The following is a 15,142-nucleotide window of genomic DNA, read 5'->3' on the forward strand; positions in this document are numbered from 1 at the left end:
GCGCTGCTGACAAACTGCCGTCAGCGCCCGTTAAGTCCGACGGGGACTTAATGAGCAGACACTAATTATTAACCCACAAAACCTGTTTTTCTTTCGGCAGAACAAAAAGAGATCCGGGAGAGACATGGGAAGAGGCGCGAGTTCCCTCGAGTGCGGAGTGAGCTTCCCTCGAGTGCAGGGAGAACTCCCTCGAGTGTGGAGTGGGCTCTCCCGAGTGCGGATCGCTCCGCATCGCACCACGCAGCACCACGCAGCACCACGCAGCACCATGCGGCCCGCCGCTGCGGATCGTATTTTGTTCTTGCATCCGCAACAGATTATGGTAAAATAATAAAAGCAATTTTATAGAGACGGAGAAGAAGAGGAGTACGCGGAAGAGCGCTCTACAGAGAGTCGGATCCACAGGCTGAGAGGTCCGGGAGAAGGCGTTCGCGGAAGGTTGCTTTGGAGTCTCAGCAGCGATAATGAAGGGTCAGGCTTGCGCAGGCGGCCTGGAACAAAGGTGGTACCGCGGAGTTATTTCGTCCTTTGCATCGGAGTGCAAGGGATTTTCATTTTTTGCAGGAGGAGAGACCGCAGCCGGAAAAGAGGCAGCTGCGAGGGCACTGCGAAGGTCGTTACAGAGGCAGCCGCGAGGGCAGTCGCGAAGGTTGCCGACGTCACAAGGGAAGTTACAGAAGACATTACAAAAGAAAGGAAGTTAGGAGCTATATGGAAAAAAATCTGGCAAAGACTTATGATCCAAAGGATTTTGAGGACCGCATCTATAAAATGTGGGAGGAGAACGGTTCTTTCCGGGCGGAGGTGGATCCGGACCGGAAGCCGTTTACGATTGTCATGCCGCCCCCGAACATTACGGGGCAGCTGCACATGGGGCATGCTCTGGACCAGACCCTGCAGGACGTGCTGATTCGCTGGAAGAGGATGCAGGGCTACAGTGCGCTCTGGCTTCCGGGATCCGATCACGCCAGCATCGCGACGGAGGTGAAGGTCGTCAACAAAATCCGTGAAGAAGAAGGTCTGGAAAAGGAGGATCTGGGCCGCGAGGAATTCCTGCGCAGAGCCTGGGCCTGGAAAGAGGAGTACGGCGGACGGATCACCCGTCAGTGCCGGAAGCTCGGAGATTCCTGCGACTGGAGCAGAGAGCGCTTTACGATGGATGAGGGCTGCAGCAAAGCTGTCCGGACGTTCTTTGTCAGATTATACAAAAAAGGACTGATATACAGAGGAAACCGGCTGATCAACTGGTGCCCCAGCTGCGGAACATCGCTGTCGGACGCGGAGGTGGAGCACGAGGACAAAAACGGGCTCTACTGGTATTTCCGCTATCCGGCGGCAGAGAAGGGCGGCAGAGATATGGTTGTTGCCACATCCCGGCCGGAAACCATGTTCGGAGACGTGGCGATCGCGGTGAGCCCGGAGGATGAACGCTACGCCGACATGATCGGACAGAAGGTGATTCTGCCTCTGGTGGGAAGGGAAATTCCCATTATCGCGGACCCGTATCCCGACCCGGAGAAGGGTACCGGCGCCGTAAAAATCACGCCGGCGCACGACCCCAACGACTTTGAGGTGGGACAGCGGCACGATCTGGAGATTATCTCCTGCATTAACCCGGATGCAACGATGAATGAAAACGCCGGAAAATATGCGGGAATGGATCGCTACGAGTGCCGGAAACAGTGGGTCGCCGATCTGGAGGAAGCCGGATATCTGGTGAAGACCGACAACATGGTGATTCCGGTAGGCGAATGCTACCGCTGCCATACAGTCATCGAGCCGATGCTGTCGGATCAGTGGTTTGTGAAAATGGAGGAGCTGGCGAAGCCGGCTATCGAGGCGGCGGAATCCGGGAAACTTAAGCATGTGCCGGAGCGGTTCCAGAAAACCTATCTGAGATGGCTCCGGGAGATCCGGGACTGGTGCATCTCCCGTCAGCTCTGGTGGGGACATCGGATTCCCGCCTGGTACTGCGATGACTGCGGCGAGATCATCGTCAGCGAGACGGATCCCGATGTATGTCCAAAATGCGGAGGCCGTCACCTGCGGCAGGACGAGGACGTGCTGGACACCTGGTTCTCCTCGGCGCTGTGGCCGTTTTCGACACTGGGGTGGCCGGAGAAGACGCCGGAGCTCGACTACTTCTACCCGACCAACGTGCTGGTCACCGGCTACGACATCATCTTCTTCTGGATTGTCCGTATGGTTTTCTCCGGCTGCGAGGCCATGGGAGAACCGCCTTTTGAATACGTGTACGTCCACGGACTGGTCCGGGACGCGCAGGGACGGAAGATGAGCAAATCCCTGGGCAACGGCATCGATCCGCTGGAGGAAATTGACAAATACGGAGCGGACGCGCTGCGCTTCATGCTGATTACCGGAATTACGCCGGGCAACGATATGCGTTATCAGGACGAGCGCATCATCGCCGCGAGAAATTTTGCGAATAAGCTGTGGAACGCGGCCCGCTTCCTGATCATGAATATTCAGGATGAGGACGGTGAAATGCTGCCCATGGCGAAATGCTGCAGCGAGTGCTGCGGAATGGCCTGCGCCGATACCGACAACTTCTCCTGCATTGCACTTCGCGATGAGGACAAATGGATGATCAGCCGGATCAACGACGCGGTCCGCTATGTGACCGACACGATGGAGAAATTCGACCTGGCTCTGGCGGGCCAGAGGGTCTACGACCTGATATGGAACGAGTATTGCGACTGGTATATCGAGATAATCAAAAAGCGCTTCTGGAGTGATGACGAGGAGGACAAGAAGACGGCCCGCTTCGTCGCGATCTACGCCATGAAGAATATGCTGAAGCTGCTGCATCCCTTCATGCCCTTCATCACCGAGGAAATCTGGAGCTACCTGCCGCACTCGGAGGAGGAGAGCCGGGGAGGAAACGGTTATTTAATCAGTGCGGCGTGGCCGACCGCCGGCGAGGGAAAACACTTTGCCGCAGAGGAGGCGATTCTGAATACGGCGATGGAGGCGATTACTGCCATCCGGAACATCCGGGGCGAGGCCGGGGCGCCGCCGTCGCGGAAGCTGACTGCCGTTATCGTTGCGCAGGGAGAGGATCTCAGCCGCATCCGCGAGGGTGAACGCTATATCCGGGAACTGGCGAACCTCACTGAGATTGCCTTTGCGGAAACAAAGGACGGCGTGCCTGAGGACGCCATGTCTGCCGTGATTGCCGGCGCACAGATTTTCATCCCGCTGGAAGAACTGGTGGATCTCGATGCAGAGCTTGAACGGCTGACAAAGGAAAAACAGCGGCTGACAAAAGAAGTCGAGCGGGCGGAGAAGAAGCTGTCCAATCCCGGCTTTGTCGCGAAGGCCCCGGAGAAGGTGGTCGAAGAGGAAAAGACCAAGAAGGCGCGTTACGAGGAAATGCTGGAGAAGGTGAGCCAGCAGCTGGCGAACGTAGAGAAGAAGGCGGGGAAATGAAGGCAGTAGATCGGATTCATGAATACCTGCGTTTCGGCATGGTCCTGGGGCTGGAGCGGATGAATGCGCTGATGGCGAAGCTGGGCGACCCTCAGAAGGAGCTGGAGGTCATCCATGTGGCAGGAACCAACGGAAAAGGCTCAGTCTGTCGCTATGTCTATGAGGTTCTGCGGGCCGCCGGCTACCATACGGGGCTCTACACATCGCCGTATCTGGAAGTGTTTAACGAGCGCATCGAAGCGGACGGGGAATATATTTCCGACGAGGAGCTGGAAGATGCTGCGGACAGAGTAATCGCCGCGGCGGACGAAATGGTTGCAGAGGGAATGGAATCCCCGACGGAATTTGAGATTGTGACCGCTGTCGCCTTTGTGTTCTTCCGGGAAAAGGGCTGCGATTTCGTGGTTCTGGAGGTGGGACTCGGCGGCAGAGGCGATTCCACCAATATCATCGAAAAGCCTTTGTGCTCGATAATTACATCGATTTCTCTGGATCATACTGACAGGCTGGGAGAAACGATTCCGGAGATCGCCGCGGAGAAGGCGGGGATCATCAAACGGGGCTGCCCGGTCATCGTCGGCGCTGAGGATCCGGACGCGAAGGCTGTGTTCCGCAAACGGGCCAATGAACTGGACGCGCCGCTGTTCGATGCGGCGCGGGTGCCGGTAAAAGTCGTAAGGGAGACGCTGGAGGGCTGCTCCTTCAACGCGGAAATCCTGGACCGGGAATACCGGGGAGTTGAGATCCGCATGCCGGGAGAGCATCAGATCCGGAACGCGGTCTGCGCGCTCTTCGCCGTCACATTGCTGGCAGAGCAGGGCGTTCTGCCGGAGTTGACGATGCGGGAAATCAAAGAGGGCATGAAGAGGGCCCGCCAGATCGGGCGGTTCGAGGTTCTGAGCCGGTCGCCCTATGTGATTCTGGACGGCGCCCACAACCCCGCCGGTGCGGCGGCGCTGAAGAAAACGGTGCTCACGCATTTCCGGGGAAAGCGGATCCTGATGGTGACGGGGATTCTGGCCGACAAGGCGGTGGATGATGTTCTGAGCGAGTTCCGGGAAATTACTGATCAGTTTATCGCCACGGAGCCGCCGAATCCCAGAAAGCTTGATGCGGAGAAACTGGCAGAGAAGCTCCGGAGGCTCGGCGCCGCCTGTGAGACGGCGGCAGAGCCGGAGGAGGCCGTCCGGCTGGCGATGTCCGGGAAGGACGGCCGGGACCTGATTCTGTTCACCGGTTCACTGTATCTGATCGGCGCCCTGCGGGGAGATGTGATCCGGCTGCTCCGGGAAGATCAGGAGTGAGTTATGGAAAATCTGGAGAACAGAAATATCAGCTATGATAAGCTGCTGCAGACGATTCTCGATATCGGAGAGGAAATGGTGGTGGCAGGCGCGGAGGTAAGCCGGGTGGAGGAGAGCATCCAGCGGATGTGCCGCGCCTACGGATGCGACCGCATCAATGTGTTCATCATCGTTTCCAACCTGCAGGTGACGGTGGAGGCGCCGGACGGGCAGATTCTGACGCATATCCGCTGTATTGAACGGAATGACGTCAATTTCGACCGGCTGGATTATCTGAACGACCTCTCCCGCTATATCTGCGTCGTGAAGCCGGATGTGGACCACATGAAAAAGAAGCTGGACGAGGTGATGAACCGGAAGGAGCAGCCCGGGTGGCTGGGACTCTTCGGGTGCATCTGCGCCGCATCGGGCTTTACGGTCTTTTTCGGCGGGAGCGCCAAGGACGGCGTCGCGGCGGTGGGAATGGCCGTCGTCATCGTTCTGATCACCCGGTTTCTGACGCCGCGGGAGAACAACCAGATTGTCTTTAACTTCATCACATCGTTTCTGGCGGGCATCGCGGCGGTTCTGATGGTTCACGCGGGCGTGGGAACGAGCGCGGACAAAATCATGATGGGCGGTATCATGCTGCTGATTCCCGGCATCGCCATGACCAACGCGATACGGGACATGCTGATCGGCGACATCGCCTCCGGCATGCTCCGGCTGACCAACGCACTGATTGTCGCGGCGGCCATCGCCTGCGGATTCGCGATGGCGATCGTCCTTACGGGAGGTGTTCTTCACATATGAACAGCACGAATGAACTGATTCAGATCGGCGCTGCCTTCATCGGCTCCATCGGGTTCGCCGTCATGCTGAAGATCCGCGGAAAGCAGATCCTCTATGCGGGCATAGGCGGCCTTCTGACCTGGTGCGTCTTTCTCGCCGCCTATGACGCTCTCGATACATACTTCTGGTCCAATTTCATCGCATCTATCTTTGTCGCTCTCTACGCCGAGGTCATGGCCAGAGTGAACAAAGCTCCCGCCACGATATTCCTGACAGCCGCCGCGGTTCCCCTGATTCCGGGCCGCAACCTGTACAACATGATGTACGGAATTGTCCGTCAGCACTATCATATGGCACAGACCAACGGAGTCACCGCCCTCGTGGTGGCTCTGGCCATCGGACTGGGCTTTGTTGTGGTCGCCGTGCTGATGAAATATGTTTACAGGCTCAGCTGCTTTGCGCGGAAGCGGTCCTGAACGGAGCGCGGCTGCGGTATACGGCCGTGATTTCGCGGCGGTATCGCCATAATATCCGCCGCATGCGGTCATAAAAACTTGTCAGTCGGCCGGCCGTTTGATATAATAAAACATAAGTTTTTATTGCAGATTCTGGTCTTCAGGTATTTGCCTGTCTATGGAGAAGAGGAGTAGCAAATGTTTAACAGAGACGGAAAAGACGATAACAATTACAATGTCGAAAACTATGAATTTATTAAGAAGTACTCGCCGACGGTGGGATCCCTCATCGAGAAGGAGTACAACAGGCAGAAGAACAATATCGAGCTGATCGCTTCCGAGAACTATTGCTCGGAGGCAGTGCTGGCGGCCTGCGGGAGCTGTCTCTCCTGGAAGTACGCGGAAGGATACCCTTACGTGAGAACCTCCGGGAACAAAGGCAGATACTACGGCGGAACAGAGTTCGTGGATGAGCTGGAGGAATACTGCTGCAACAAATGGAGAGAGGTGTTCCATACGGATTATCACGTGAACGTGCAGCCGCATTCCGGCTCCCAGGCGAACTTCGCGGGATACAAGGCGCTGATCAGCCCGGGAGACACGATCTTGTCCCTGAGCCTCGACAACGGCGGACATCTGACCCATGGTTCCTCCGTGAACTTCAGCGGCAAGCTGTACAACGTGATTTTCTATGATGTGGACGACAAAGGCTACATCGACATGGAGGACGTGCGGAAGAAGGCGCTGGAGTACAAGCCGCAGCTGATTATGACCGGTGCCAGCGCATATTCCAGAATCATCGACTTCAAGGCTTTTGCGGACATCGCGAAGGAGGTCGGATGCTACTTCATGGTAGACATGGCTCACATCGCAGGTCTGGTTGCGGCCGGAGAACATCTGTCGCCGTTCGGCTACGCGGACATCGTCACCACCACCACGCATAAGACGCTGCGCGGTCCCAGAGGCGGTCTGGTGTTCGGAAAGCCGGAATTCGCGAAGAAGATCGACAGCGCTGTATTCCCCTATGCGCAGGGAGGCCCGCTGGAGCATATTATTGCCGGAAAAGCGGTCTGCGCGGAGGAAGCCCTGAAACCGGAGTTTAAGGAGTACGCTCATCAGGTCGTGCTGAACTGCGCGGCTCTGTGCGACGAGTTCATCAAGCTGGGTTATAAAGTCGTGACCGGAGGAACAGACAATCACGTGTTCCTGCTGGATCTGTCGGAGTTCCCGTTCAGCGGCCGGGATCTGCAGGAGAGATGCGACGAGAACGGAATTACGCTGAACAAGAATGCGATTCCGAACGATCAGCGCAGCCCGATGCAGACAAGCGGCGTCCGGATCGGAACCGCTCCGATGACCACCAGAGGATATAAAGAAGACGATTTCCGCGAGGTTGCCAGAAGAATCGATAAGATCGTGAAGGAACTGGCGAAGGAGAAGGAAGCGGAAGCGAAATAGGATAATTCATGAAATGATGACGGCTGCGTCACCGGTGTGGCGCGGCCGTTCTGTAAAGGATCAGGCATGAGGATTTTGTTAGATGGAATGGGAGGAGATCACGCGCCGGAATGCGTGGTGGAAGGTGCCATCGCCGCAGCGGGGCAGATCTCCGATGAAATTGTGCTGATCGGGCAGGAGGAACTGCTCCGTCAGCTTCTGAACAGATACGGCTATCGGGGAGACCGGATCCGCATCGTTCACGCGGGTGACACGATTTCCAATGATGAGTCTCCTGTCAGGGCTGTGCGCCGCAAGAAGGATTCTTCCATTGTCATCGGAATGTCGATGGTCCGGGACGGTGAAGGCGACGTGTTCATCTCGGCCGGGAGCACAGGAGCACTGCTGGCCGGAGGGCTTTTTATTCTCGGCAGAGTGGACGGCATCGACCGCCCGGCGCTCGCAACGGTATATCCGGTCATCGGTCATGAGCCGTCGCTTCTGGTGGATACCGGGGCGAATGCGGAGTGCAAGCCGAAAAACCTTCTGGATTTCGGCATCATGGGAAGCATTTACATGGACAAGGTTCTGGGGCGGGAGAACCCCACCGTCGGTCTGGTCAATAACGGCTCGGAGGCCCACAAAGGAACGGCGCTCACGAAGGCCGCCTATGAGCTTCTGGACCGGAGCAGCCTGAATTTCATCGGCAATATCGAAGCAAGAGATCTGCAGGATGCGGTCTGCGATGTGATCGTCACAGATGGTTTCACCGGAAATGTCATCATCAAGCTTACGGAGGGCATGGGGCTGATGGTTCTGAGGGAACTGAAGTCCAGGTTTATGACCAGCACCCGTTCCAAGATGGGAGCGCTGCTGCTCAGCGATCAGCTGCGGGCGATTAAGTCGGAGTTTGATTATGCCGAGTACGGAGGCGCGCCGATTCTGGGAGTGAAGGGCGCGCTGCTGAAAATGCACGGTTCGTCGGACGCCCGGGCGGTGGAACAGACGATTCTGAAGGCTGTTCCGTATGTGAATGAAAACGTTGTCGAAACTATCGGGAGTGCGATGGCGGAAATTGTTGCGAAGGAAGGCGAGAACGCAGAGAATCATGAATAACACAGAATTTGAACGGAAAATTCAATATGAGTTTCGTGACAAAGGGCTTTTAAACAAAGCCCTTACTCATAGCTCATACTGCCGTGAGGAGGGTCTGGATCCGACTGAGAGTAATGAACGCCTGGAGTTTCTGGGCGACGCGTACCTCGACGCGATTGCAGGCACAGAGCTGTACCGGCGGATGAAGAATGTGGGAGAGGGAAGACTGACCCGGACGAGGGCGGCTGTGGTGTGTGAACATTCCCTGGCAAAGGTAGGAGGACGGATCGGGATCGGCGCGTATTTCAATATGGGAAACGGCGAGGATCACTGCGGCGGAAGGCACCGCGAATCGATCGTGGCGGACGGAGTGGAAGCGGTGATCGGCGCGATTTTCCTGGACGGAGGATACGACGCCGCATCTGACTTTGTTCTCAGAGAATTCTCAGACATCATCGAGGACGCCATGAAGGGCAGACTGTTTACTGATTTCAAGACGCAGGTGCAGGAAATTCTGCAAAAGGACGGCACGGCTCCGGACATCTGTTATGTTCTGGATCGTGAAGAGGGGCCGGATCACGACAAAACCTTTTATGTGCATCTGACGTGTGACGGAAGAACCCTCGGCTCCGGATCGGGCAAAAGCAAGAAGGAAGCGGAACAGAACGCGGCAAGAGCCACGTTGAACGGAGGATTGATTTAATGTATTTTAAGAGACTGGAGATGCATGGCTTCAAGTCCTTCGCCGAGCCGGTGGTAATCGATTTTCACGAGGGAATCACCTGCATTGTGGGGCCCAACGGAAGCGGCAAGAGCAATATCAGCGACGCAATCCGCTGGGCGCTGGGCGAACAGAGCCCGAAGGCCCTGCGGGGCGGCAAGATGCAGGAGGTCATTTTTAACGGGACGGAGAGCCGCAAGCCCCGGGGAATGGCGGAAGTGACGCTGGTGATAGATAACAGCACAGGTCTTCTCGATATTGAATATAAGGAAGTCGCGATCACCAGAAGGATGTATCGCAGCGGCGAAAGCGAATACCTGATCAACAACAACCCGTGCAGGCTGAAGGATATCCGGGAACTCATCATGGATACCGGGATAGGCGTGGACGGCTATTCGATTATCGGTCAGGGAAAGATCTCCGACATTGTCAGCAATAAGCCGGAGAGCCGCCGGGAAATCTTTGAGGAAGCGGCGGGGATCGTGGCGTATAAGACCAGAAAGCAGGAGGCGGTTCGCAAGCTGGACGGCACCCGGAGCAATCTGGAGCGGATCGACGATATCGTCGGGGAAATCGAAGGACGAATCGGCGGTCTGAAGGAGGACAGCGAAAAGGCGAAGCGCTATCTGGAACTTAAGGAACGGTACCAGGATCTGGAGATTAACATCACGCTTCGGAATATAGAAAACGCGGAGGCCCGCAGCGGGCAGTACAGGCAGGAAATTCAGGAGCTGGAGGAGCAGCTCCGCAGCGCCGGGGAGAAAAAGCGCGGCAGTGACCGGGAGTCTCAGGAGCTGCAGAAACGCAGCGCAGCGCTGGATACGGTTTCCGAACAGAACCACGAAAAAATGGTCCGGACCATCGAGGAAATCAACAGCATCACCGGGGAAAGCAAGCTGAACCGGGAGAAACTGGCCAACCTTGCCAGGGAGGAGGACCGGCTGGACGGTGAAATCGACGACCTGACGGTCCGCATCGATCGGCTGGGCCAGGAGGCGGAGGAACTGAAGTCCCGGAAAAAGGAGATCGAGGACGCCCGCGGACAGGCGGAAAAACGTCTGGAGGAGAAGGTTCTGCTGTATAATTCCATCACCTCCGAGACAAGCCGGTTCACGGAAATCATCGACGACAGCAATGAAAAGATTATCTCGCTGAACGGCGAGGCCGCCTCCAAGCGCAGCGAGGCGAAGAGCTATGAAAGCTATAAGGGCACGCTGGAAGCCAGAGCGCGGCAGATCGCGGACGAGAACCAGAAGCTGGAGGAAGAGACTGCAGAGGATCGGAAAATGCTGGAGCAGGCGCGTGAGGGCCTGAGCCGGGCAGAAGAGCGGAAGCAGGAGCTTGCTGCGGAAAACAGCGAGAAGATCCTCCGCCGCCGGAAACTGGAAGAGAAGGAGCGGAGTCTGCGCGGCACAGCAGAGGAGCTGCGGATCCGGAATAACCGGGAGGAGGCCCGTCTTCGCACCATCGAGGAAATGGAACAGAACTACGAGGGCTATAACACGGCCGTGAAATATATCATGCGCTGCGGAATCCGGGGAATTGAGGGCGTGGTCGGCGAAATGATGGAGGTTCCCCGCGGGTACGAAACCGCCATTGAGACCGCGCTGGGGGCGGCGATGCAGAATATCATCGTAGCCGATGATGACAGCGCCCGCAAAGCGATCACCGCGCTGAAGGTGAACCGGTCTGGTCGGCTGACGTTCCTTCCGGTGGGCTCCATCCGCGGGAGGCGAGTCCGGCCGGATGCGCATATCAGCGGGCAGAAGGGCTATCGCGGGATGGGCGTGGATCTCATCGAATTCGATGATCGGTATCAGCAGATTTTTGAGTATCTGCTGGGACGTGTCGCGGTGGTGGAGGATCTCAACGCGGCGATCGCCATGTCCAGGGGAAGCCGGCAGGGGATCCGCTTCGTCACGCTGGACGGGGAGATCATCAATGCCAGCGGCGCGATTACCGGTGGAAAATACAAAAATCAGTCCGCTAATCTCCTGGAAAGAAAGAATGAGATTGAGCGGCTGAAACAGAATATAACGCATCACACCGACGCACTGGAGGAAAAAGTCCAGGAGCTTCAGCAGACTCTGGACGAGCTTGAAGAGCTTAAGCAGGGCGCGGCGGACGCGGAACAGGAAATGCGGGAACTGGAGCTTCAGATCGCCACCTCCGGAGAGAAAATCGCCGGCGGAGAAAATCAGCTTTCCGACGCCCGGGAGCGTATGGAAAAGAACAGCGCGGAGCTTCTTCAGATCCGGAAGGAGCTTGCGGATATGGACGAGCTGATCTCCAGAATGATGACGGAGAGCCAGGCCGCAGAGTCTGAAATCGAGAAAATCGGCAAGAGGGTGGAGGACCTCACAGCAGAGCATCAGGCGCGCCGCGGCGAGGTCGCAGACGCCAACGACGCCATTACGCAGGCGAGAATAGACGTCCGTACATGGGAAGAAAAAGCGTCCAACAACGCCGGAATGCTGGAACGGATCGGCGGAGATCTGACCGCACTGCGGAAACAGTCGAAGGAAAAAGAGCAGCAGCTGATCGCCCTGCGGCAGGAACGCGGGGAACTGACGGCAGGCTACCGGGGAAGCGATACCCAGGTGCTGCGTCTGGAAAAGGAACGGAAGGAACTGGAGGAGAACGGAGCCGCCATCAGCCGGGAGAAAGCGCAGATCGCGCAGCGGCTGCAGCTTGTAACAGAAGAGCTGACCGGCGCGGAGGAAACCATCAATTCTGTCCGGGATCAGAAATATCAGATGGAGATCCGTCAGGCCAGAAATGAAACGCAGCTGGACAACATGAAGGATAAGCTCTGGGAGGAATTCGAGATTTCCTACGCCCAGGCAAAGGAGCTTCGGAAGGAGGATTTCGCGATGACCGCATCGGTCAGAGAGAGCCGGGAGCTTCGGAAGGAACTGAAGGAAATCGGCGATGTCAATGTCGGTGCGATTGCCGAATATGAACAGGTGAGTCAGCGATATTCCTTCCTGACGGAGCAGCGGAGCGATGTAGTCACCGCGCTGAAGGAGCTGGAGTCGATTATCGACGATCTGGACCGGACGATCACGAAGACCTTTAAAGATAACTTTGATAAAGTGGAAATTAATTTCGAGGAGGTTTTCCGGGAACTGTTCGGCGGCGGTCACGCGGAGCTGCGGATGGAAAACGAGAACGACCCGCTGGAGTCCGGCATCGACATCGTCGCACAGCCTCCGGGGAAGAGGCTGCAGAACATCAACCTGATGTCCGGCGGCGAAAAGACCATGACCGCGATCGCGCTGATGTTCGCGGTTCTGAAGACCAAGCCGACGCCTTTCTGTATCCTGGACGAGGTGGAGGCGGCTCTGGATGACGAGAACATCGACAAGTTCTCCGGATATCTGAAGAACTTCACCCAGACACAGTTCGCACTGATCACGCATCAGAAGGCGACGATGGAGCACGCGGATGTGCTGTACGGAATCACGATGCCGGAGAGAGGCGTGTCCAGACTGCTCAGTCTCAGAATGGGGGATTACGATCCGGAGGATTACGTAAGCTGAAACCCGCCGGGCCGCGTCCGCCCGCCCGGCTCGCGCATGACGTTCAGGGCGGCTCTTGCGGCCTGCCTGCCGCGGTTCCGCCCCCGCCGGGCCGGATCCGTCAGGACGGGAACAAGCATAGGAGAAATTATGTCAGAGATTACAACAAAGAAAAAAGGATTTTTCGGACGGATGGCAGAGCGCATCAATGACGCTCTGTTTATGCATCAGGAAATCAACGAGGAGATGATGGACGAGATTGAAGAAATTCTCATCACCTCCGACATCGGAATGGAGACCACCATGAATATCATGGAGGAACTCCGGGAATATATCAAGGTCAACATGATCACTCTGCCAAAGAATGTGAAAAAGGCCATTGTGGAGATTATCATCCGTCTGATCGACAAAGGAGAACGGAACAGGCTGTCGGATAAGACACCTCTTGTCATCCTGATGATCGGGATCAACGGAGGCGGAAAGACGACGACCATCGCAAAGCTGGGAAACCGGCTGAAGAAAGAAGGAAAGACAGTAATGTTCGCGGCCGCCGACACGTTTCGGGCCGCGGCCTCCGGGCAGCTGAAGATATGGGGAGACCGGATCGGAGTCAACACTGTCATGCACCAGGAGGGAGCCGATCCCAGTGCAGTTCTGTTCGACGCGATTCAGTCCGCGAAGGCCCGGAACATCGACGTGCTGATCTGTGACACGGCGGGTCGTCTGCAGACGAAGAAGAACCTGATGGACGAGCTCGCCAAGATGAACCGTGTCATTGACCGGGAATATCCGGAGGCGGCACGGGAGACCCTGCTGGTTCTGGACGCGACGAACGGCAAAAACGCGGTTTCGCAGGCGGAGCAGTTTAACGAGGCCGCCGAGCTGTCCGGCGTAATTATCACCAAGCTGGACGGAACCGCGAAGGGAGGCATCGCCATCACCATCGCGGATGAGTTCGATCTGCCCATCAAGTTCATCGGAACCGGAGAGGGCGTCGAGGATCTGGAGGAATTTAACGCGGCGGAATTCGCTGCAGAAGTCACGGGAGGAATTGCGGATGAGTAAACCGATTGTGGCGGTGGTCGGACGCCCGAATGTGGGAAAATCGACATTTTTTAACAGTATCGTGGGGAGAAGAATCTCTATCGTTGAGGATACTCCCGGCGTGACCAGGGATCGCATCTACGCAGAGGCGGAGTGGAACGGGATTCACTTCGGCATGATCGACACAGGAGGCATTGAGCCTGCCAGTAAGGAAGTCATTCCCGCGCAGATGAGAGAACAGGCGCAGATCGCCATGGATATGGCAGATGTCATTATTTTCATGGTGGACGGAAAGGAAGGCATGACCGCGGCGGATGAGGAGGTCGCCGCAATGCTGCGGCGCACCGGAAAGAAAGTGATTCTGCTGGTCAATAAGGTGGACAACCCGTTGAATCCGCCGGATTCCCTCTATGATTTCTATTCGCTGGGGATCGGAGAGCCGATTCCGGTCTCCTCTGCCAACAAGCTGAATTTCGGCGATGTTCTGGACCAGGTGTGCGCCAGTTTCCCGGAAGGAGCAGGAGCAGAGGAGGACGACCGGATACGTCTGGCGATTATCGGCAAGCCCAATGTGGGAAAGTCCTCGCTGATCAACACCCTGATTCAGGAGAACAGGGTAATCGTTTCCGATATCGCAGGGACGACCAGAGATTCCATCGACACGCCGTTCCGGTGGCAGGGGAAGGAATACGTCCTGATCGATACCGCCGGAATCCGGCGACAGAGCAGGATAAATGAAGATATTGAAAAATACAGCGTCATCCGCGCCGTAGCGGCCATCGAACGATCCGACGTCTGCATTCTGATGATCGATGCGGCGGAGGGCCTGACCGAACAGGACAAAAAAATCTGCGGAATGGCGCACGAGGCCGGCAAGGGAATCGTGATCGTCGTGAACAAATGGGATCTCGTCGAGAAGGAAACCAATACCATGCGGGACTTCCGCAGGGAAATCCGGTCCGACATGCAGTTCGCGTCCTATGCGCCGATTCTGTTTATATCCGTAAAGGATCACATCCGGCTGAATGAGGTGATGCAGACTGCGGACCGGGTTGCAGAGATACGCGCCGTGCGCGTGCCGACAGGCCAGCTGAACAGTCTGATGACAGATGCCATGATGATGAAGCAGCCGCCGTCGGATAAGGGAAGACGTCTGAAGATCTACTATGCAGCGCAGGTGGGCGTGAAACCGCCTCTGTTTTCCTTCCAGGTGAACAAAAGGCAGCTCATGCATTTTTCATACGCCAGGTATCTGGAGAACAGGATCCGGGAGACGTTTGGATTTGAAGGTACGTCGATTAAGTTCGTATACCGGGAGAAAAGGGAAAAGGATCAGTAAAAGCT

The 15,142-nt window shown here is 56.6% G+C and carries 10 protein-coding genes; all 10 read left to right on the forward strand.

What is annotated here, in order from left to right; translation table 11 throughout:
- Positions 1–711 precede the first annotated feature (711 nt).
- The 10 genes from BHK98_RS00105 to der all read left to right on the forward strand — a co-directional run bounded on the left by BHK98_RS00105 (position 712) and on the right by der (position 15,137).
- Positions 712–3,450: a valine--tRNA ligase gene (locus BHK98_RS00105; RefSeq protein ID WP_075711663.1), complete on the forward strand. Its 2,739-nt coding sequence runs from the start codon at positions 712–714 to the stop codon at positions 3,448–3,450.
- Positions 3,447–4,754, forward strand: coding sequence for a bifunctional folylpolyglutamate synthase/dihydrofolate synthase (locus tag BHK98_RS00110; RefSeq protein WP_075711664.1), 1,308 nt, complete (start codon positions 3,447–3,449; stop codon positions 4,752–4,754). Before BHK98_RS00105 ends, BHK98_RS00110 begins: the two co-directional genes overlap by 4 nt.
- Positions 4,755–4,757: 3 nt before the next feature.
- On the forward strand, positions 4,758–5,546 hold the full coding sequence (locus BHK98_RS13110; RefSeq protein ID WP_083627974.1) for a threonine/serine exporter family protein: 789 nt from the start codon (positions 4,758–4,760) through the stop codon (positions 5,544–5,546).
- On the forward strand, positions 5,543–6,001 hold the full coding sequence (locus tag BHK98_RS13115; RefSeq protein ID WP_083627975.1) for a threonine/serine exporter family protein: 459 nt from the start codon (positions 5,543–5,545) through the stop codon (positions 5,999–6,001). The genes BHK98_RS13110 and BHK98_RS13115 overlap by 4 nt, the downstream gene beginning before the upstream one ends.
- Positions 6,002–6,178: 177 nt before the next feature.
- Complete coding sequence (locus tag BHK98_RS00120) at positions 6,179–7,438, forward strand: serine hydroxymethyltransferase (RefSeq protein WP_075711665.1); 1,260 nt, start codon at positions 6,179–6,181, stop codon at positions 7,436–7,438.
- A gap of 66 nt (positions 7,439–7,504) precedes the next feature.
- Entirely contained in the window at positions 7,505–8,533 is a 1,029-nt protein-coding gene (gene plsX / locus BHK98_RS00125) for a phosphate acyltransferase PlsX (protein ID WP_075711666.1), read from the forward strand.
- Complete coding sequence (rnc, locus tag BHK98_RS00130; protein WP_075711667.1) at positions 8,526–9,215, forward strand: ribonuclease III; 690 nt, start codon at positions 8,526–8,528, stop codon at positions 9,213–9,215. Before plsX ends, rnc begins: the two co-directional genes overlap by 8 nt.
- The gene (gene smc, locus BHK98_RS00135) at positions 9,215–12,775 is read left to right on the forward strand and encodes a chromosome segregation protein SMC (protein ID WP_075711668.1); all 3,561 of its coding nucleotides are present in this window, start codon (positions 9,215–9,217) and stop codon (positions 12,773–12,775) included. Before rnc ends, smc begins: the two co-directional genes overlap by 1 nt.
- A 129-nt stretch (positions 12,776–12,904) precedes the next feature.
- Positions 12,905–13,819: a signal recognition particle-docking protein FtsY gene (ftsY, locus tag BHK98_RS00140; protein ID WP_075711669.1), complete on the forward strand. Its 915-nt coding sequence runs from the start codon at positions 12,905–12,907 to the stop codon at positions 13,817–13,819.
- Positions 13,812–15,137 carry a ribosome biogenesis GTPase Der gene (gene der / locus BHK98_RS00145; protein WP_075711670.1) on the forward strand — a complete coding sequence of 442 codons (1,326 nt, stop codon included), beginning with the start codon at positions 13,812–13,814 and terminating at the stop codon, positions 15,135–15,137. Before ftsY ends, der begins: the two co-directional genes overlap by 8 nt.
- Positions 15,138–15,142 lie beyond the last annotated feature (5 nt).

This window comes from Hornefia porci (assembly GCF_001940235.1).
Taxonomy (GTDB): Bacteria; Bacillota; Clostridia; order Peptostreptococcales; family Anaerovoracaceae; genus Aminicella; species Aminicella porci.

What these genes read in the sequence shown, in the direction of transcription:
- BHK98_RS00105 (WP_075711663.1), top strand. Translation starts at nt 712, where the DNA reads ATGGAAAAAAATCTGGCAAAGACTTATGATCCAAAGGATTTTGAGGAC.
- BHK98_RS00110 (WP_075711664.1), top strand. Translation starts at nt 3,447, where the DNA reads ATGAAGGCAGTAGATCGGATTCATGAATACCTGCGTTTCGGCATGGTC.
- BHK98_RS13110 (WP_083627974.1), top strand. Translation starts at nt 4,758, where the DNA reads ATGGAAAATCTGGAGAACAGAAATATCAGCTATGATAAGCTGCTGCAG.
- BHK98_RS13115 (WP_083627975.1), top strand. Translation starts at nt 5,543, where the DNA reads ATGAACAGCACGAATGAACTGATTCAGATCGGCGCTGCCTTCATCGGC.
- BHK98_RS00120 (WP_075711665.1), top strand. Translation starts at nt 6,179, where the DNA reads ATGTTTAACAGAGACGGAAAAGACGATAACAATTACAATGTCGAAAAC.
- plsX (WP_075711666.1), top strand. Translation starts at nt 7,505, where the DNA reads ATGAGGATTTTGTTAGATGGAATGGGAGGAGATCACGCGCCGGAATGC.
- rnc (WP_075711667.1), top strand. Translation starts at nt 8,526, where the DNA reads ATGAATAACACAGAATTTGAACGGAAAATTCAATATGAGTTTCGTGAC.
- smc (WP_075711668.1), top strand. Translation starts at nt 9,215, where the DNA reads ATGTATTTTAAGAGACTGGAGATGCATGGCTTCAAGTCCTTCGCCGAG.
- ftsY (WP_075711669.1), top strand. Translation starts at nt 12,905, where the DNA reads ATGTCAGAGATTACAACAAAGAAAAAAGGATTTTTCGGACGGATGGCA.
- der (WP_075711670.1), top strand. Translation starts at nt 13,812, where the DNA reads ATGAGTAAACCGATTGTGGCGGTGGTCGGACGCCCGAATGTGGGAAAA.